A 19366-nucleotide genomic window follows, 5' to 3' on the forward strand; every position below is an offset into this window, starting at 1 on the left:
AGACTCAGTGCCCCTGGTATTCCTGGGTCACCTGGACCGTATACTTGCCAGGGAACTTCGTCCAGCCATTCTCCATCTGGCTCCCCAGAATTTCGAACTGCAGTGTTCCTTTCGGCACCAGGAAGTATAGCCCCCCGTCATAGTCATCATGCACGCAGGGAAAAACCCGATTATTGACGCGGGCTTCCATATGATACCCCAGCCCGCCAATCAACGAATTCAAACCGATTGTGTTTCGATAGTTGATCAGGTCCGGCATTGGTCCGCCTTCCTGCAGGAAGCGATTCCAGTCCGTATAAAACGCCGCCAGTTGGCTCTGTAGTTCTGTGTAGCGTGGTTGATCGAGTTGCGTGCCGTGCTGCTTGATATATTCCAGCAGTGCCGGATCGCCCGTTAAATCGACACGAACGATTTCCGTTTTCGCGCCCGGCTTCAGACGAACTTTCAATCCGCCCTGTTCCGGACCAAAGAACGTCATTTCCATCAGATCGCTCTGCACCCGACGCGGCGTCTCTTTAAAACTGTTATTCACCGCCTGGATCACATCCTCAGACAGTCCCAGATCCGATGTTTTCTGCAGTTGCTCCAGGCTTGCATCTTCCGGACTCAGCCGGGCTCCGACAAGATTCCCTTCCAGACGCGGACCATAGGTGTAATAGAAATAGCCGGCTGCGCCGAGCATCAGCCCGAAGCAGAGAATGATCAGTAGAATGGGCCCCACGTTCGACCTGCGTCGTTTCCGCAGATACTGGGCTGTCGCGGTCGATAAAGGTCGTTGTTGAACCGCAACGGAATCACCTGCCGGTGGTGCGGCTTCCTGTGATGCTCCAGCCGGGGCATCCATGGCGGGAGCCTGCGTTTGAGAAACAGCCTGCGTTTCCTGGGCGGCAGGGGTAGCCTGCTCGCTCATGGCGAATGGATTGGGAATTACGAGCTTCGTGCCGCAACGGGGGCAATCCCCCTGTTTGCCTGCGGAAGCATCGGGAACCTTCAACGTGGAAGTACAGTACGGACAATCAAATTGTATTGCCATGTCTCAACTCAATATTATGTCTGGGTTTATATAATCGGGACGAACGAGGAAGGCGTTCGTTCTTCCGTCTGATTGAGGCGCAAACGTTGGGTGGGAACTCAGGAGCGTCAATTTCAATTATAAGGATATTCAGCCCGAAGACCAGACTGTTTTCCAGCAGGAAACCGCATTCTCGAGGGGCGAGAACCGGTTATTTCAATGATTCGAGATATGCCAGCAGATGAGCGGCCTGCTCGGCTGTCAGGTCGCGGAGTAACTGGTCGGGCATCAGCGATTTCTTCTGCATCACCACAGTTTCCACATCCTGCACCGGGATCTCCAGAAGTTCGTTTTTGGCATCCTTCAACACCACACCCGCATCGTCTCTACGGACCAGCAGACCACTGACCACTTTCCCGGAACGCAGCTCGACCACGCAGGTAAAATATTTCTCATCGATCTTTTTCGATGGTTCAATAATATTCTCCAGCAGCTCCTGCCGTGACAGCTTCTTGCCAATCTGGGTCAGGTCAGGGCCGAGCTCTTTCCCATGCTGATGCACACGATGACAATTCCGGCACTGCAGTCCCGCCATCTCCATGAACAGTCGCTTCCCTTCCCGCGAATCTCCCGGCAAAGATAGCAGTGCCCGATGGTCGATGTTCTGCCCCAGCCGTTTAACCCGCTGATCCTCAGGCAGGAATCGTTCGAACAGATCGCGTACCAGTGGATTCTCACCCTGTGTCGCCAGCCGTATGATCTGCTTCTGCGTGTCCTCCGACATCGGTTTCCGATCCAGGGCACTCAACAGCAGCAGCCCTCCGCTGGTAGTTCCGAGGACTTCCTGCAGTTTCTGTCCGGAAAACTCCTGGTCTTCAATCTGTATCGCGTCTTCCAATAGGTTGACCTGAAGGTTCCGCTGACGGGCGATTTCGAACTGCAGCTCATGCGGACGTGTTGGCAGTCGTTCGATCCATTCCTGAATTAACCGGGTCCCTTCGACATCAACAATCGATGAACCCGAATAAGGCATCCGCCCTTTTCCCAGTTTGCTCATGCGATAGAGCAGCACCGATCGGAACGGATCGCCTGGAGCAATCACTTCTGCCCCGAGAATCTCAAACTTCCCCTGGGTGGGTGTCACTCCTACTGCTTTCATCGCTTCCAGATCGAAAGAAGCATCGAGTTCAATCGTCGAACCGCCTCCGCCGTTATTGCGATGACAGTGTCTGCAGTTCGCATGCAGGTAAGATCGGGCCCGCAGGTTCAACGCTGCCGCGGTGTTGTGTGGATCCACCAGATAATGTGCCTTAGTCCCCTTTGATTTATTCCACACCGATTCAGGCAGCACCTTGATGTGCGCCAGAGCCCGCAACTGGTTGTCGACGACATCACCGAATTTGCGTTCCCGGTTGAGTTGTGCTTCTTCGAAGGAAAGCACCGACAGATAATTCTGGTAGGGCGTATGACAGACCGCACACTCCGCCCGACTGGAAACCCGCCATTCGTAGTTCAGCTTTCCGTCCGGATGGTCTGCATCGGTTATCTCCAGTTTGATGCTGTCCCCTTCAGTGGGGACCAGAGTCGCATCGGTCTGATCCTCGTTCCAGCGATAAGAATATCCCTGCCAGCGGGCCCCGTTGAAGTGTAACAGCTGTGTTTCGAGCCGCAGGGCCGTCTGCGGATTCCCACGCTCCGTCTCCAGCGAAATGGTTTTCACCAGCACCGTATCTTTGGGGAAATTCCAGAACCGTTTCTGCACGACTTCAATCGTGGTATCAGGAGGCAAGGCGATGAAGCGTTCGGAGGTCGCGTAGTCCGCCCAGGCAGGTGCATTGATTTCGTACGGAATCACACCCGCGGCCACCTGATGCTTTTCGGTTGATTCGAATAAACCGGTCTGGCTCAATCGGGTCGGGAAATCCGGGTTATGGTCGGATTCCTTAATCGGCGCCAGCCGATGAAAGGCGCCTCCTTCGATGTCAACGATGTAAACTTCGCCTGCATCATCGATGGCAAAGGCGGTTACTTTTAACGTCGAATTCGCCAGCTCCTGGTGCCAGTTGACCCGCTGATTTTCATAACGCAACCCCCAGAGTTTTCCCGTGGAATAGTCACCGTAGATGTAAGTATCTTTCAGATCAGGCAGGCGCGCGCCTCCATAAAAGTAGCCTCCTGTAATCGAACGGGCTTCGCGATGCGAATGGGCAATCGTGGGTGGCAGAATGGGCGTCGGTCCCAGTTGATTCCCCGGCTTGACCGGCTGGCGGCCTTCTTTGATACTCCAGCCATAGTTACCGCCCTTTTCGACGCGATAGACGAGTTCCCACAGTTCCCAGCCGACATCGCCCACCCATAAATCACCGCTCTTGGGGTCGAAGCACATCTTCCACGGATTACGAAATCCGAACGCCCAGATTTCAGGCCTCACGTTTGGCAGCTTCACAAACGGATTATCCGCGGGAATCGCATAGGGCAGGTCCTGACTGCGTTGATCGACGTCGATTCGCAGCACACAGGAGAGCAGGTTGCTCACGTCCTGTCCGGCATTATGAATGTCCGGCGGTGAAGCGGGTCCCCCATCACCTGTTGAGATGTAAAGATAGCCATCCGGTCCAAACCGCAGGCAGCCACCATTGTGTCCGCCCGACAGCCACTCGATCAAAGTTTCTTCCGATTCCGGATCGCAGTGCAGCCGATTCGCATCCTGTACCTTGAACCGCGAGACCCGCGTCCCTTCGGGCAGGCCTGGCTTTAAGACATAGCAGATATAAACATATCCGTTTTCTTCAAAGCGGGGATGAAACGCCATCCCGTAAATTTCATTCAGTTCGGGGACATGCTGCTTGAGATCCAGAAACAGTTCGGTTTCGGAAGTCCCCTGATCCTGGTAATCGAACGAAAAGATCTTCCCCTTGCGCTCGGCAACAAAAAAGCGTTTCATACCTGGCGCGGTCGCGACCACCAGGGGTTGATTGAATTTCAACTGGGGAAAGGCCCGCTCGGTTTCGTAAGGCAATGCGGGATCGGGGCTCCCCTGTACCTTCGAAGTCGTCCAGGGAATCCGTTTCTCGATCCCGTACTGAGCATCCTGCGCCTGCAGACGTCCCTGCAGGCAAAAGAGTCCCGTCAGGACCAGTGACCAGACTAACCAGACTCGGGAATCAGACTTTTTTCCAGGGGCCTTCATGCAGAGCAGTCCTCTTCTTCTGTGAGAGATGCAGGAGCCCGTCTTCGCCCCCGCTGAATGGATCCTTCGTCGCATCCTCTGATACTATTCAACCTGCTGTCCCCACCGAATGCAATTCCGAATGCCGCTTCGTGCTGCGGAACATGGATCTTTTCCACACGGTTCTCAAATGTGAACCAGCGGTTACCGCATGTTAACCGGATCCACATCGATGATATATTCGATCCCCTTTTCCCGAGGCAGTTTGGGATCCACTTCCCGCCACAGTTGCAGAATCTCTTCCACATTCACCGCAGCCAGCTGGAAATGGTAGCGAAAATATTTCTTCAACCTGATGATCGGCGCCGGGGCCGGGCCCAGAATCTGCACACTCAGTTTCCGTTCTTCTGCGGCATCATGGAGAATCTCGGCAATCTGTCGTGCGAACTTTTCCACATGCTCTTCGTGGGGACCACGTAGAATCACCCGGGCGTAATGCGAAAAAGGAGGTGCGAGCATCTCTTTACGGTGCCCCAGCTCCAAACGGGCAAACCCCAGGAAGTCATGCTCTGCGGCTTTCACGATGGCGGGCTCGGCCGGCGAGGTTGTCTGCACAAACACGCGTCCCCCCTGCATACCCCGCCCCGTACGTCCGGCGACCTGCGCAATCAACTGAAACGTCCGCTCCGAGGCAAACAGATCGGGTTGATGCAGCATCGTATCCGCGTCGATCACGCCCACGAGCGTTACGTTCGGGAAGTCGAGTCCTTTCGCAATCATCTGCGTTCCCAGTAGGATATCGACCTCACCCGCGGCGAAGGCATTGAGCACCTTCGCATGACTGCCGACACCACGCATGGTATCGCTGTCCATTCGCTTGCAGGTATAGTTCGGAAACTTCGCTTTAACCTCTTCCTCCAGTCGTTGTGTCCCCGTTCCCACATACCGCAGTCCAGGTGCCCCACAGCTGGGACAGTTCGTTGGCGGCTTGCTGGAAAAATCACAACTGTGACAGACCGCGAGGCTCTTATCCCGATGCCAGGTCAGTGAGATCTCACAGTGCGGACACTTCACCGAGTTTCCACACCCTTTACACCACAGTGCCGGCGAATAGCCGCGGAGATTCAGGAATAGAATCACCTGCCCCCCCGCTTCGAGTGCGTGCTGCATGCCTGTGAAAAGCACACGTCCGAGCGACTCGTTTCGCCTGACCTGCACATCATTGCGAACATCGATGATATTCACACCGGGCATCGGCAGATTATTCACCCGCTTAGGCATTGAGATCAGCGTGTCTTTCTTCTCAATCACCCGCAGCCAGGAATTCAGCGTGGGTGTCGCCGACCCTAGAATCAAAGGGACCTTCTCCAGTTCGGAACGTTTTCGTGCCACTTCGCGGGCATGATAACGAGGCGCGGTCTCCTGCTTGAAACTGGTTTCGTGCTCTTCATCGATGATGATCAGCCCCAGATGCGGTGCGGGAGCGAACACAGCACTCCGGGCTCCCACAATCACCTGCACCTTACCGGCCGCGATATTCTGCCAGTGGTAATGACGGTCGCTGTCGCTCAAATGACTGTGCAGTACCGCCACCGAATCGAAACGGGAACGAAACCGCTGAATCGCCTGCGGGGTCAGACTGATTTCGGGAACCAGGACAATCGCCTGCTGACCGTAGCTGACGACTTCGCGGATCGCCTGGATGTAAACTTCGGTTTTGCCACTACCTGTCACACCCTGCAGGACGAACGTTTCGCTCCGCTGCCCCCGGATCGCGGACAGAATCTGATCCAGCGCCATCCGCTGGTCCCGGTTCAACTGCAGATCATCCTGCTTGGTGATGTGTGCATAAGCCGCATCGTCGCCATTTTCGAAATGCTGTACCCGTTTCTGATGACTGCGAATCAACGTCTTCTTTTTCAGAGTCTGAACCGGGCCGGATCCACAGCCGGCGGCGGCCATGATCTGATCCATCGTCAGCGGCTGGTCGGCAGATTTGAGTGCATCGTAGACGGCCCGCTGTTTGGCCGGCAGCCGTTCGACTTCTTCGGGAATATTTCTCCCCTGTAGTGCACGCGGATCGGTCAGTTCAAACACCGTTACCATCCGGGTGCCCGCCTGGTTCTTGACGCCGGCAGGAACGACACAGTCCAGCACCTGCCCCCAACTGCACAGGTAGCGGTCTGCAATCCAGCGGGTCAGCTTCAGCATCTTGGCGCTGAACAGCGGGCGGCTGTCCAGAATGGTATCGACCGACTTCAGACGCACACTGGGCTGATCTTCATCCGCCGGTCCCACGCCGACACAATAGCCGGGCGAAAGTTGATTGCCCCGACCAAAGGGGACCTGCACTCGATGTCCGGGCTTGAGCAACGGGCGCATCGACTCCGGCACCAGGTAATGAAACACGCGGTCCACCGGTCGATTCAGAACGATTTGTGCCAGATACAGATTCTGTGAATTCCGCTCCCAGGGCATCGGGTTTTCGGGGAGCTCTTCATCTTCAAACAGGCTCTGTTGCTTCGGTTTACTCATACAGCCAGCAGGATATACTAGGGAAAAGGTCAAATCGTTTTGTAACTCTTTGACAGCAGTAACTCAACAAACAAACTCGACTATCGAGCATTCGATACAAAAGATTCTTTCAGTGATGCCCCCTGCTCACTCAGCTCCTCCGCTGAAAGATAGAAATGATTCACAGATGCGTATTGGAATTTTTGGAGGAACCTTCGATCCCATCCATAACGGTCACCTGCTCCTCGCCGAACAGTGCCGCGAACAGGCTGCCCTGGATGAAGTCTGGCTGATCCCCGCCGGTTCTCCCCCGCACAAGGAAACAACCGGCATTACAGCCGGGAAACAGCGTCGCGAAATGCTGGAATTCGCGATCGCCGGCAACCCCAGCTTCGTCATTCAGGACCTGGAACTGCACCGCGACGGTCCCAGCTACACGGTAGATACGCTACACCAACTCAAAGAATCCCACCCCGCCGACGACTTTTTCCTGATCATCGGAGCCGACTCCGTTCGCGACTTCCACACCTGGCGCGAGCCGGAAGCGATTCTTGACCAGGCACACCTGATCGGCGTCAATCGCCCTAACATTAGTCTACCAGACCTTAGCAATCTGACAGACAAGCTTGGCGATACGGTCATTACCAAAATCTCCTGGGTCACCATGCCCGGCATCGATCTCTCCTCTACCGACATCCGCCAGCGGGTTCGCGAAAACAAAAGTGTCCGCTACATGACGCCGCGGGCCGTCGAAGTTTATATCCACAATAACAGGCTGTATTTAGACTGAGTTTTCCCTAAACTGGGATTTAAACATCGCTTAAGACGGGCGAACCGCCTATAAATCAGTGCTGACTACTGGAAATTCCCGGTCAGTTTGATCAGAATTAGAACAGTAGACACGTACGGTGTTGAAATGGAACGATGCCAGTGAGCGCTCTACGGTGTTTATTACGGAAGGGAATGGATTACCAGCGTTGGATATTGCGCGCCCCAATCAAACCTGCCTGATTTATCTCACCAGACGAAACAGACGACTTCGCATGCCTGTCCCCGCACAGCAAAACGGATTCGAAATGGAACACCCGCCAGCGTGAATCATCATTCAGCCTGATCAACGGATCGAAAGAGTAAGGAAAACCTCGGCGTCATGGATTCGAAATCTTCAACCAAACTGAAAACGGATCAGGGAGAAGGAGCCTCACTTTCTGCCTTTGACTATCAGCCCCGCACCAGAATCGTCTTTGGTGGGGGAACCCTGAGCCGGTTGGGAGAACTCGCCGTCGAACAGGGCGCAAAACATGTGCTGCTGGTCACCGATAAAGGTCTCGCGGAAGCCGGTCACGAAGCCGGCGGTGTCGCTTCGCTCGAACAGGCAGGCGTTGAAATCACCATCTTTGACGACGTTCACGCCAACCCCACCACCGAAGACGTCGAACGCGGACTGGCCGTCGCCCGTCAGCAACCGATCGATCTCATCGTCGGCCTCGGAGGCGGCAGCAGTATGGATTGTGCCAAGGGCATCAACTTCCTGCTCACCAACGGCGGCAAAATGGAAGACTACTGGGGAGTCGGCAAAGCCTCGAAACCCATGCTCCCCCTGATCGCGGTTCCCACCACCGCGGGAACCGGCAGTGAAGCCCAGTCGTTCGCCGTCATCGCGCATCCCGAAACACACATGAAGATGGCCTGCGGCGATAAAAAAGCCGCCTGCCGCGTCGCCATCCTCGATCCCGAACTCACGCTGACCATGCCCCGCTCGGTGACCCACGTCACAGGCATCGATGCCCTGAGCCACGCTCTCGAAACATACGTCACCAAACCCCGCAATGAAATCTCGCGACTCTTCAGCCGTCGCGCCTGGTCTCTGCTCGCTCATAGTTTCCCCCAGGTTCTCAATACACCCGATGACCTGACCGCCCGCGGCAATATGCAGCTGGGAGCCCACTTCGCCGGAGCCGCCATCGAAAATTCAATGCTCGGTGCCACACACGCACTCGCGAACCCCCTCTCAGCACATTTTGGTCTCACACACGGCGTTGCCATCGGCATCATGCTCCCTCATGTAATCCGTTTTAATGCGGAACTGGTTGGCGAGCATTACTCGCAGCTCGCGTCCGACATCGGTCTCTGTGACCCACACGATCCCGCGGGCCCGGGTCTGCTGGCCGAACACATCCAGTCCCTTGTTTCATTAGCGGGAGCTCCGACCACACTCACTGAATGTGAAGTCGACACCGGCCTGTTCGATCAGCTGGCCGAAGAAGCCTCCCGACAGTGGACCGGGAACTTCAACCCCCGCCCCGTCGATCAGTCCTCTTTACGGGAATTGTATGAATGCGCGTACTAAAGCGAAATCAATCGAACCACCTCCCTTCCCGGATCGCAGCTGTAGCACTCAGCCTGTTCGCATTCAGTCTGTCTCTGTCTGCTGCTGAGAAGCCCGCGGAAAACAAACCGGCCGCCAAAGCAGATGCTTCCGCGGTTCCTGCGCCACAGACTAACCCGGAAGACTGGCCCTCGTTCCGTAACGGGAACCTGCAGCAGGGCGTCGCGAAAACCACGCTCCCTGAGAAACTCGAACTGCTCTGGGAATATCCCTCGTCTGACGGCATCGCTTCCACCGCTGCCATCGTGGGCGACAAAGTCTACATGGCCGGCCTCAACGGCTTCGTGGAATGCCTCGAACTCAAAACCGGAAAGCCGGTCTGGAAATATCGCTCGATTGAAGATCCCGATCCGAAAAAATTCGCCCCGGGTTTCAAGTCTTCGCCTCTGGTCACCGCCGACGGTGTTCACATCGGCGATGAAGATGGCGTCTTCCACGCCCTCCACCCCGCGACAGGCAAACAGCTCTGGACTTTCAAAACCGACGCCGAAATCATCAGCAGCGCCAACATCACCGGCGATAAAATTCTGTTTGGCAGCTACGATAATTTCCTCTACTGCCTCAACGTCAAAGATGGTTCCCTCGCCTGGAAATTCGAGACCGACGGCTACGTGAACTGCTCCCCCGCGATTGTCGATCACTTCACCTTCGTCACCGGCTGTGACGAACAGCTCCGCGTGATCGATATTGATACCGGCAAACAGCACAGCCAGATGCCATTGATGACCTACCTGATTGCCTCGCCCGCGATCTGGGAAGAAGACCTCTACGTTGGCACCTATGCCAGCGAGATCATCGCCGTCGACTGGAAAGACTCGAAAGTTGACTGGCGTTATAAAGATCCCAAAAAAGAGTATCCTTACCATTCCTCCGCCGCCATCACCGAGACGCACGTCGTCGCCGGGGGCCGCGATAAACAGGTTCACTGCGTCGAACGCAAAACCGGAAAACCCATCTGGAAATTCATGACACGGGGACGTGTCGACAGTTCTCCCGTGATTGTCGGCGACCGCGTCTTCGTCGGTTCTTCGGATGGGAACCTGTATGAGTTCGATCTGAATAATGGTAAGAACCTCTGGAAAAAGAACTTAGGAGACGATATCACAGCTTCCCCGGCCATTGGCCAGGGACATCTGATCATCGGCACAGAATCCCGAAATGGCGCCTTGTATTGTTTCGGAAAGAAGTGACAATAAGAAAGACCCGTCAATTATCATCAAAACCGTTGGCAACAGCGGTTTGCTGAACGACACAGAAAACACGTTGAGAGCATTATGGATCTGGAAACAACAGGCACTACCGAAATCGGCAGTTACTTTATCTCCAACTATCCCCCTTTTTCGCAGTGGAGGCAGGAATACGTCACCCGTATCCAGGAAGTCCTGCACCAGCCCCCCGATACCAGCATTCCCATGGGGCTCTATATCCATATCCCCTTCTGTCGTAAACGCTGTAAATTCTGCTACTTCCGCGTCTACGAAAAACAGAATGCCAAAACCATCGAACGCTACGTTCAGGCCCTGCAGAACGAGTTCGAAATGCTCAGCCAGGTCGAAGCCATCAAGGGACGCACCCTCGACTTCACCTACTTCGGCGGCGGGACTCCCTCTTACCTGAGCTCCAAGCAGCTCCTTTCGGTTCGCGATCGCCTCTCCAGCCTGCTCAACTGGGAAACCGCCCAGGAAGTCACCTTCGAATGCGAACCGGGCACCCTTAACCTGGAGAAAGTCCAGACCCTCAAAGAAATCGGCATCACCCGGATCTCGCTCGGCGTCGAGAGCTTCAACGACAAACTGCTCGAAGCCAACGGTCGCGCGCACCTCACCCCGGAAGTCTACAAAGCTTACGACTGGATCCAGCAGGTCGGCTTCCCCCAGGTCAACATCGACCTCATCGCCGGCATGATGGGTGAGACCGACGACAACTGGTCGGACGCCGTCGAAAAAGCCGCTGAGTTCAATCCGGATAACATCACCATCTACCAGATGGAGCTCCCGCATAACACAATCATCTCCAAAGAGATGAAAGAGATGGGCATCGACTCCCCCATCGCCGACTGGAACACCAAACGCCGTTGGATGAACGAAGCCATCGAAACTCTGCAGGGCAAAGGCTACCACCTCGCCAGCGGAAACGAACTCGTCAAAAACCCCGAAACAGATCGCTTCGTCTACCGCGACAATCTGTTCCGCGGCAACGACATCATCGCCACCGGCGTCTCTTCGTTCGGTCATATGCAGGGCGTGCATTATCAAAACCTCGATCGACTGGAAGACTATCTCGAAACCGTGGAAAGCGGCAAGCTTCCCGTGAACCGCGCATTGGAACCCACCGAACACCAGCGGCTCATCCGCGAATTCATCCTGCAACTCAAAGAAGGACGCGTCCGTACCCAACCATTCATGGACAAGTTCGGCGTCAAACTCACGGAAGAATTCTCCGAAGCACTCCAGAACCAGCAGAAAGCGGGCTACCTGAATTATGATGATTCCCAGGTCGAACTGACCCGCAAAGGCATCCTGCAGGTCGACAGCCTGCTGACGGAGTATTTCGAACCGGAACACCGCATGGTAAGATACACCTAAGCAGCGGATCTCCGGATCCCTGTTCTCTCACACTGACCCTCCCCTGAATTAAAGAAGTTATGACCAAGTGAACCCACAAGACGAACTCGATGCACTTGTTAAACTGTTCCCGAACGAACAACGATTGTTCGAACGGGCCGAACACGTTTCTTCCGCGACCACTCCTGAGCCTTACAAATCCCTGCTCGCACATTACCACCACATGACCATCTCCATGGAGGAATATCACAAATCCTCCGTCGACGTCATCGTGCTGGATCAGAGACTCGATGAAAATGTATACAGCCGCAAAATCCTGCTCGTCAAAACAGGCACCGAACAGGTGGTCCAGTTCGGCATCGTGCGTTTCAATTTCGACTATGTCACCCAGGCCGTTAAGGACGAAATCCTCGCTGGCCAGATCCCTCTGGGACGCGTATTGATCAATCATAATGTATTACGACACGTAGACTTAGGTGCCGTCCTCCGTATCACCGCCGGACCGGGGCTCGCCAAAGTCATGCACATTGAACCCGGTCAGGTAACCTATGGACGCCTGGCGACCATTTTTTGTAATCAGCAACCCGCAATTGACCTCTTGGAAGTTTCGGCTCCGCTGCTATAACTCCTTAGCTCACAACACAAGACGGTCCTTTCAACTGTAGAGACAAAGGCTTTCCATGATTGATTCGAGTACAACAGAACAGCCTGAAATCGAAGCCGAATACGACGTGATCATCATCGGGGCCGGCCCTGCCGGTACCGGCACCGGAGCCCTGCTCGCCGAACAGGGGCGCAAAACCCTGATCGTCGACCGTGCTCACTTCCCCCGCTTTCACGTCGGCGAGTCGCTGATTCCGGAGACCTACTGGTCCCTCAAACGACTGGGTCTGGTCGAACAACTCAAGCAGACCGCCTTCCCCAAAAAATTCAGCGTGCAGTTCGTCACCGACGAAGGTGTCGAAACCATGCCCTTCTACTTCCACGAATACAAAGACCACGAAAGCTCGCAGACCTGGCAGGTCCTCCGCGCCGAGTTCGATCAGATGCTCGCCGACAATGCACAGAACCAGGGAGCCACCATCCGTACCGGCACCCAGGTTCTGGACCTGCTCACCGCAGGCGAACAGGTCACCGGTGTTCGGGTAAAACTCCCCAACCAGGAAACCCGCGAGATCAAAGCCAAACTCGTCGTCGATACCAGCGGACAGTCCGCTTTCATCGTCAATCGGCTCAAGCTCAAGCAGGCCGATCCGGTACTCCGTAAAGGAACCGTCTGGGCTCATTTCAAGAACGCCCACCGGGATGAAGGCATCGACGAAGGCGCGACCATCATCCTGCAGACCGAAGGCAAACACTCCTGGTTCTGGTACATTCCACTCCCCGACAACGTTGTCAGCGTCGGTTGTACCGGCGACATGAACTACATGTTCGCCAAAGATCGGGGCACCAGCGAAGACATCTTCTGGCAGGAAGTCGAACGCTGCTCGGCCATCAAACGTCGCCTGGAACACGCCCAGCCCGACACCGAATTCATGACCACCAAGGACTTCTCCTACCATTCCTCGCAACCCGTTGGACCGGGCTGGATGCTCGCCGGCGACGCGCTCGGCTTCATCGATCCCGTCTACTCCAGCGGCGTCTTCCTGGCACTCAAATCGGGTGAACTCGTCGCTGATACCATTAACGAGGCCTTCGAAGCGGACGACTTCTCCGTCGAACGACTCAGCCAGTGGTATCCCGGCTATCGCGCCGGAGTCGAGAACTTCCGCAAACTGGTCTATGCTTTCTACACCCCGGGCTTCAGTTTCGGCAGCTTCCTCAGGCAGTATCCGCAGTTTAAAACCAACCTCGTCGACATCCTCATCGGCGACGTCTTCAAACCTGAAGTCGCCGAGATGTTTACCGTCATGCAGGACGAAATCCCCGAACTCGCCATGACCGACGACTCCGAAGTCGCCATGAAGAAATAATTCCCCCGCCGGTCTGTCGCACAACAACACAGACCGGCATTTTTTATGCGCCCGCCATCCATCCCTGCTGTTCCCGGCACTGATCATATCCCCTCCCTGCGCCCCTGCTACCTGAATAAATTGAACTTGATTCACCCGCCCCGAACCGTATGCTGGTTCCCTTCTGGCTCGCGCGCGAGGCGGGTCTGCGAGCACTGGTACAGCCGGAACCACTGACGCATTTTCACCTGAACCCCCACCGTTTTTCACCGGCTGTTCACCGAAACCCATCGCACCAGTTCGCCATGTTCTCCCTCCCCTGTTCAGGGCAGACCAGGACAAACCCCGGCCGCATAAGGACAAAATCCCGGACACACCAGGACAAAATCCGGCCACATCGGGACAAAATTCTGTCTTGCCCTCCAGCTGCCAATCACGAAGATGTACCAGGCTGAGATATAAAAATAGATGTAGGGTCGGACCCATGTGTCCGACCGCCTGGCGACGATCCACCCGGTCCAGACTCCAATGGGTTCGCATATAGATCCTCCCTGTGAGCGGCAAGGCGCTATCCGCCGGTAATAAAGGTCGACTCCGATCCCAATTCCAGCAACGATTACCCTTCCCCTCAAAATGCCGGGTGAGCCCGAATTTAATTCGGGCCGAGCGCAGCGAGCAGGAAACTGACAGTGTTGGGTTCATTAAATAAAATCCGGTTCGACAGCAAATCCACACTATACGAGAATAAAGAAAACATGCAGGGACCACGCCTGACCTGACTACCAGCAAACCAGCCACGATCACCAGCAGATCATACGCGTTCTCACCCACCACCCGCAGATGAAAATCCGGAACCCCTCACTTCCCTCCAGCGCACAAAAAAAGCCCTGCTCCGGTCATCACCAGAGCAGGGCTCAGTTCACAATCGGGTGAACTTATTTCTTGTCTTTCTTATACGCGGGTGCTTTACCCAGCGGATACAGGTCCCATTTACGAACCCACATTTCCGCCATTTCGGTCTGCACCAGCAGCTTGCCATGATCGGGCTTGGCGTTGTAGCCGGCATTCACGACCACACCATTAACCAGGTACTTGATCTTGCCGCCGTCGCAGATGACGTCCATCCGGGTCCACTCGCCGAATTCGCTTTCGACGTCGTCTTTACCACGGAAACCGACTTTGTCAGCCCAGTCAGGGTCACGGCCCCACCAGTTGATCCGGCCGGAGCTCAGAGTGATCTCTTCGCCATCTTTGTCCCAGACCTTTTCGCCGTCGCGGTCTTTTTTGATCCTGGTTGTCAGCGAAGTCGGCAGTGTTTCGCCAGTCTTGGGGTCTTTACCGGTCAGCACCAGGATATCGCCCACGCCCCCTTCGATGATCTGGGCTTCGATGGATGCCATCCAGGTGTTGCCATAACCCCCGTCCGGACCGTGACAGTGAATCAGCACGCCGGAATCGCGGGCACGGTCTTCCCGTTTGCCCCAGGTCTTACCACCCCATTTGAATTCGATAACCATATGGTAATCGCGGTAATCTTTCTTGGTGATCAGGCCGCCATAGCCGTCACCCAGAATGTGCAGCATGCCGTCTTTGACGGTGAAGATGTGCTTGGGATCTTCATATTCGGTTCCCCGGTTCCAGACATACAGTCCGTCCAGGTTTTTGCCGTTAAACAGATGAATCACACCATCTTTCGGCGTGACCACTTTGTCCCCTGCCTCTGCTCCCACGGTACAGACAGCAGCCAGACAGACACAGGTGATCGAGAGGAGTCGTTTCAAAACCATGTTTGCGCTTTCCTGAACTGGAGCACATTTCCAAAGCCCCGAGCCCCGGCCATGTGCTGCTCACAGCCCGCGTACGGGCCTGACAAAAGTATTTTCTTTAATAAAATTAAGTTATTGAATGCCGTGACCAGACGCAAGAAGGAACATCAAAAAACTGGCCAACTGAATCAAAACAGAATCATCTGACCAAACTATCACAGGAGATATTTGACCAGACCATCAATCTACTGTAGTCTGATGATTCTAAATGACAGCGAGCGATTTGTTTTATGGCTCCTTTTAATCCTTTGGTCCAAATGCGGGATTGAACAGTCTGTATCCCCCTTTGATTTGGAGACATAGATGATATCCCGTCCCCGCTGGCCCCTGACCTGCGTGCTCCTGGTATTTCTGGTACTCGTAATCCGTCTGATCTGGACACTCGGCGCTTCCACCGACAGCTGGAGACTTCTCGCTGACGAATGGCACGAGCAAGCCTCTCTTGTTTTCCAATGGAAGCCCCCGGTTCCCTACCGGACTCCCCCGGAACAGGCCGAGTACTGGCTTTCGCAGACACAGAGCATCAAAGCAGCAGAGCAGGAAGCCCAGGCTGCCATGGGTGCGGCCTGGATGCTCGATTCGCCCTGCTCTTTCTTTGAAGTTAAAATTGATAGAGACTTCAGCTCACCTCCCACCACCGGTGAAGGCTCCCCAACCACGGCAGAGTTGAATTCCGAATTTGAATCCCTCACCCGTGAGGCCTGCCTGAAATACAGCGAGCTGGCCACACGCCTGGATCCTCAAGACAAACAACTCTGGCGTAATCGCGCACTGCTCCTCTTTCAGTTCCAGAATAATTCATCGCTTCCTCATGTGTTCATTCCGCGCCAGACTGTGGAAAATTGGGAGGAAATTTACAGCCTGGTTCCCCGCACGGAGCGCTGGCAGGAAATCCTCGATGAATGTGCCCGGCACGATCCTGATAATGCCCTCTACGACTATCTGGCAGCCTGCTACCTCTGGTCCATTTCAACAAAAAATAACACGTGGATGCTTAGAAAGATTCTGAATCCATCCCAATACAAACAGGCACAACAAAGACTCCAGGCCGGACTCAAAAAACCATATCTGAAAACCGGATCCAACGCAGAGTCAGCCACGCTCAGTTTCCTGTCTCACACGACATTCAGCTGGAACCAGCAGGCTCGAATGGCAGAGGACAGGCAAAGAGATTTCAGAGAGAAGTATTTTCTCTACTGCCTGTTCGACTTCCAGGATAATGAAATTTCCGCCCTGGAAGATTTCAAAGACAGGGCTGTGCGGATGTATGACTACCAGAAACTGGCGCAACAGATATCCGCTGGAAATGTTTATGACAATTTTGCCATGCTGGGCGACCACCTTTTCAGTGGACAAAAGATAAAACTGATCACACTCAATAAAAAAGATCCCAGCCTGTTTGACCCGACAGAATATGAAGCACTCCTGAGTGATTTCAGACAGATCATCCAGGACCAGCAGACGTTTCTCAAAGCCAGAAAACAATTCAGACAGGAAATTCAAATCAGTTATACTGACGGTCCCTGGTTCTTTCAGTTCGCTCTGCTTTCGGCGATCTCGCTGAATCTCATCATCGTCACGCTCTCCTGCTCGATCGTGGCGGGCGTCATCAGCTGTTTTGGCAAGCCAGATCCAGACTTTGAAATCATTAGCATGGGCATCTGGCGTCCGCTTGTCTGCTGGCTATTGGGAATTCTCTTCAGCTTCGTCCTGCTCTTTGCTCTCAATTTATTCTCTTTATTTCACCTGGTCGGTCTGCAGACATTGCTGTCCTTTCGTTGGCTTGTATTTCCCCTGCTGGCCATAGGGCTCCTCGGTCCGGCTTTCACCGTGCTTGCGGGTACTTATCCCAAAATGCCGGTAATCGTTTTTCTGACTGCACTACTCCTGCTGATCCTCTTCCTGGATACAACCCTCAGTCAGCTCTGGTTAAAAGTGGTATTGCTCTCCCTGTTTGCCTTCGCAACGGTCACTCTTCCCCTGGTATTCCACACTCTACACAACAGGCATCCGACACCCGGAGATGATTTACAATCTCAACAGGGGTTCTCATTTCTCGCTGGCCTGACCCTGGGATTCGCTGTAATTCTCATGAGCTGGGGGCTCAAACTCGCCTTGATGGATCACACGACCTATCGCTCTATCGGCGGTATCGTTTACCCGCTTTACTGGAGAAGCTTCATCAACATCCGAGAGATCGACGGTGAATTGAGGAATCTCTGGGGACTGTTTCACTCGTGGATTACAGTCTTCGGACTGGGCTGGTACTGGCTCGCTGCAGAACTCTTCACAGCATTCTTTGCCATCTTAATACTGCTGATCTGGTATCTGAAACGACTCTCCCGGACTGTCGCAGGGGGCTTCCCCGCGCTGATGCAGGTCCGCAAACGCTTTACACTCTACTACGCCGGTCGCATGCTCGCACATTCCTGTGCGATTACCGCGTTGCTTTTTTCACTGGTCTACCTGGCGGTCGCCCCGAACTTTCTCCAGGCCAGCCAGACGGAGATCCTGAATTACTATCAACGTCTGAATGATTACGCGGGCACCCGTAAAAAAATCAGGGTTATCCAGACTGAGATCGAAGCTGACAAGACTTACATGGACCAGATACGCGCTGATGAGGAGCGCACCGAAAGCTTGTTCAAGTAATAACGCCCCCCCTGAAACCGGCAGTAGACTCCTAAACTGACCGCGAGCCACTCGCAACAGCCGACGCATCGTGCGGATGCAGGCTCTCGAGGTGATTGATCTCCACGCGGAAGTCTTTCACACCCTCGTAGCTGTCCAGGGCCGCTTTCAGTTTGCGGGCCGCATCTTCGCAGAACATCAGGTTGGCACCATTCAGTCGCGCGAACTCCTGCTCGTCTTCGCGTTTCACCGCGGTCTGCACCGGAGTCGCAATCACCCGTTCCAGGTAATCGATCAGTGTCTCGATCGGGAACTCGTCCACACCCTCTTCCAGTTCTACGGTCACGTCCGCGTGACTGCGCTGGCTGTGAGGAACTGCCAGAATCGCGTCCGGCGTGCCCAGCCATTCGAAGATCTCATCATGTGAGAGCTCGCTCCGGTCGCCGAAAGATCGTTCGAACGCCTGCTGGATCAGCTGACGCGACAGCGCAGCCGAACAGGGGCAGGCACTGGAGTAAGTCAGCTGCACCGTGAGTTGATGGCGGAATTTGCCCTGCTGATAGGCACTCTGAATCGTCACCGGGTAGGCCCGCCAGCCGGCATGATCAGAAAGCAGCGCGGGCCGCTTCATCGAATGCTCGTACTTGAGGGTCAGGTAACTGTTCGAACTCATGTCGGCGTGCGTCTTGACGAAGTCCTGCAGGATCTCGTTGACCACAGGCATCGACAGTTCCGCATCTGCCAGCCGATTGTTCAGGCTCAGGAACAGACGCGACATGTGAATGCCTTTCACACGTTCGTTGTCCAGACTGACGGCGGCATCGGCCCGTGCCGGGGTCCGGAAGACTTCACCGGCGGCATCCCGCAGACGCAGCACCAGCTCCACGCCCGACATCCCTACCCGATCCAGGGTCCCCCCGATATGCGGCTCTGATTCATTGGCAACATCGGGTAAAACTCGAGAAATCGGAGTCACACCGGCACCAGCGGAAGAAAGCGGTTGTCTGCCTTGCTCTGCAGAATCCATCTGCTTGAGGTTCAGTACATCGGATACAAATTCAAACATGCAAACGTCTTTCATCATCCAGTCTCAGGTGAAACGTCGAGTTCACTAAAGATTGTTCTATTCTTAATGGTATTCAGGTGCTGCCGGTTACTATAGCAAAACCTTGCCATTATATCATTTAGTCCGCCTGATTCTTTTTTCAAGTATCAAAATTCGATAAACGGACCTGTTTTATCGCTTTAGATGCTGATTTCTACTGATTTTACGGCGAAAACCATTTCCAGACACTCCGGGCCATTTCTC

12 protein-coding genes are annotated in these 19366 nt (G+C 54.6%); 7 read left to right on the forward strand and 5 right to left on the reverse strand.

Features of this window, described 5'->3' with window-relative positions; all coding sequences use genetic code 11:
- Nucleotides 1-4: 4 nt before the first annotated feature.
- The 3 genes from FYZ48_RS08405 to priA all read right to left on the reverse strand — a co-directional run bounded on the left by FYZ48_RS08405 (nt 5) and on the right by priA (nt 6716).
- Nucleotides 5-1033 carry a hypothetical protein gene (locus tag FYZ48_RS08405; RefSeq protein WP_149339301.1) on the reverse strand — a complete coding sequence of 343 codons (1029 nt, stop codon included), beginning with the start codon at nt 1031-1033 and terminating at the stop codon, nt 5-7.
- Between the two features lie 190 nt (nt 1034-1223).
- The gene (locus FYZ48_RS08410) at nt 1224-4202 is read right to left on the reverse strand and encodes a PQQ-dependent sugar dehydrogenase (protein WP_187781929.1); all 2979 of its coding nucleotides are present in this window, start codon (nt 4200-4202) and stop codon (nt 1224-1226) included.
- Between the two features lie 183 nt (nt 4203-4385).
- A complete protein-coding gene (gene priA, locus FYZ48_RS08415; RefSeq protein WP_149339305.1) occupies nt 4386-6716 on the reverse strand; it encodes a replication restart helicase PriA in 2331 nt (776 codons plus the stop codon).
- A gap of 166 nt (nt 6717-6882) precedes the next feature.
- Here priA and nadD point away from each other — a divergent pair, with 166 nt between their 5' ends.
- The 6 genes from nadD to FYZ48_RS08445 all read left to right on the forward strand — a co-directional run bounded on the left by nadD (nt 6883) and on the right by FYZ48_RS08445 (nt 13621).
- The gene (gene nadD / locus FYZ48_RS08420) at nt 6883-7485 is read left to right on the forward strand and encodes a nicotinate-nucleotide adenylyltransferase (protein WP_149339308.1); all 603 of its coding nucleotides are present in this window, start codon (nt 6883-6885) and stop codon (nt 7483-7485) included.
- A 360-nt stretch (nt 7486-7845) separates the two neighbouring features.
- Nucleotides 7846-9045 carry an iron-containing alcohol dehydrogenase gene (locus FYZ48_RS08425; RefSeq protein WP_149339310.1) on the forward strand — a complete coding sequence of 400 codons (1200 nt, stop codon included), beginning with the start codon at nt 7846-7848 and terminating at the stop codon, nt 9043-9045.
- Nucleotides 9033-10274: an outer membrane protein assembly factor BamB family protein gene (locus tag FYZ48_RS08430; protein ID WP_149339312.1), complete on the forward strand. Its 1242-nt coding sequence runs from the start codon at nt 9033-9035 to the stop codon at nt 10272-10274. The genes FYZ48_RS08425 and FYZ48_RS08430 overlap by 13 nt, the downstream gene beginning before the upstream one ends.
- 84 nt (nt 10275-10358) lie before the next feature.
- The gene (locus FYZ48_RS08435; RefSeq protein ID WP_149339314.1) at nt 10359-11669 is read left to right on the forward strand and encodes a coproporphyrinogen-III oxidase family protein; all 1311 of its coding nucleotides are present in this window, start codon (nt 10359-10361) and stop codon (nt 11667-11669) included.
- A gap of 67 nt (nt 11670-11736) precedes the next feature.
- Nucleotides 11737-12273, forward strand: coding sequence for a hypothetical protein (locus FYZ48_RS08440; protein WP_145042551.1), 537 nt, complete (start codon nt 11737-11739; stop codon nt 12271-12273).
- Between the two features lie 55 nt (nt 12274-12328).
- On the forward strand, nt 12329-13621 hold the full coding sequence (locus tag FYZ48_RS08445) for an NAD(P)/FAD-dependent oxidoreductase (RefSeq protein WP_149339316.1): 1293 nt from the start codon (nt 12329-12331) through the stop codon (nt 13619-13621).
- 914 nt (nt 13622-14535) lie between these two features.
- Here the strand turns inward: FYZ48_RS08445 and FYZ48_RS08450 are convergent.
- A complete protein-coding gene (locus tag FYZ48_RS08450; RefSeq protein WP_149339318.1) occupies nt 14536-15387 on the reverse strand; it encodes a 3-keto-disaccharide hydrolase in 852 nt (283 codons plus the stop codon).
- A 342-nt stretch (nt 15388-15729) separates the two neighbouring features.
- Here FYZ48_RS08450 and FYZ48_RS08455 point away from each other — a divergent pair, with 342 nt between their 5' ends.
- On the forward strand, nt 15730-18078 hold the full coding sequence (locus FYZ48_RS08455) for a hypothetical protein (RefSeq protein WP_149339320.1): 2349 nt from the start codon (nt 15730-15732) through the stop codon (nt 18076-18078).
- Nucleotides 18079-18109: 31 nt separating this feature from the next.
- Here FYZ48_RS08455 and folE2 read toward each other — a convergent pair whose 3' ends face one another.
- Nucleotides 18110-19123: a GTP cyclohydrolase FolE2 gene (folE2, locus tag FYZ48_RS08460; RefSeq protein WP_149339322.1), complete on the reverse strand. Its 1014-nt coding sequence runs from the start codon at nt 19121-19123 to the stop codon at nt 18110-18112.
- Nucleotides 19124-19366: the final 243 nt, after the last annotated feature.

Source organism: Gimesia chilikensis (assembly GCF_008329715.1).
Taxonomy (GTDB): Bacteria; Planctomycetota; Planctomycetia; order Planctomycetales; family Planctomycetaceae; genus Gimesia; species Gimesia chilikensis.

Excerpts from the sequence above, each read along its gene's own strand:
- FYZ48_RS08410 (WP_187781929.1), bottom strand. The coding sequence starts at position 4,202 with ATGAAGGCCCCTGGAAAAAAGTCTGATTCCCGAGTCTGGTTAGTCTGG.
- FYZ48_RS08445 (WP_149339316.1), top strand. The coding sequence starts at position 12,329 with ATGATTGATTCGAGTACAACAGAACAGCCTGAAATCGAAGCCGAATAC.
- FYZ48_RS08455 (WP_149339320.1), top strand. The coding sequence starts at position 15,730 with ATGATATCCCGTCCCCGCTGGCCCCTGACCTGCGTGCTCCTGGTATTT.
- nadD (WP_149339308.1), top strand. The coding sequence starts at position 6,883 with ATGCGTATTGGAATTTTTGGAGGAACCTTCGATCCCATCCATAACGGT.
- FYZ48_RS08405 (WP_149339301.1), bottom strand. The coding sequence starts at position 1,033 with ATGGCAATACAATTTGATTGTCCGTACTGTACTTCCACGTTGAAGGTT.
- FYZ48_RS08450 (WP_149339318.1), bottom strand. The coding sequence starts at position 15,387 with ATGGTTTTGAAACGACTCCTCTCGATCACCTGTGTCTGTCTGGCTGCT.
- priA (WP_149339305.1), bottom strand. The coding sequence starts at position 6,716 with ATGAGTAAACCGAAGCAACAGAGCCTGTTTGAAGATGAAGAGCTCCCC.
- FYZ48_RS08425 (WP_149339310.1), top strand. The coding sequence starts at position 7,846 with ATGGATTCGAAATCTTCAACCAAACTGAAAACGGATCAGGGAGAAGGA.
- folE2 (WP_149339322.1), bottom strand. The coding sequence starts at position 19,123 with ATGTTTGAATTTGTATCCGATGTACTGAACCTCAAGCAGATGGATTCT.
- FYZ48_RS08435 (WP_149339314.1), top strand. The coding sequence starts at position 10,359 with ATGGATCTGGAAACAACAGGCACTACCGAAATCGGCAGTTACTTTATC.
- FYZ48_RS08430 (WP_149339312.1), top strand. The coding sequence starts at position 9,033 with ATGCGCGTACTAAAGCGAAATCAATCGAACCACCTCCCTTCCCGGATC.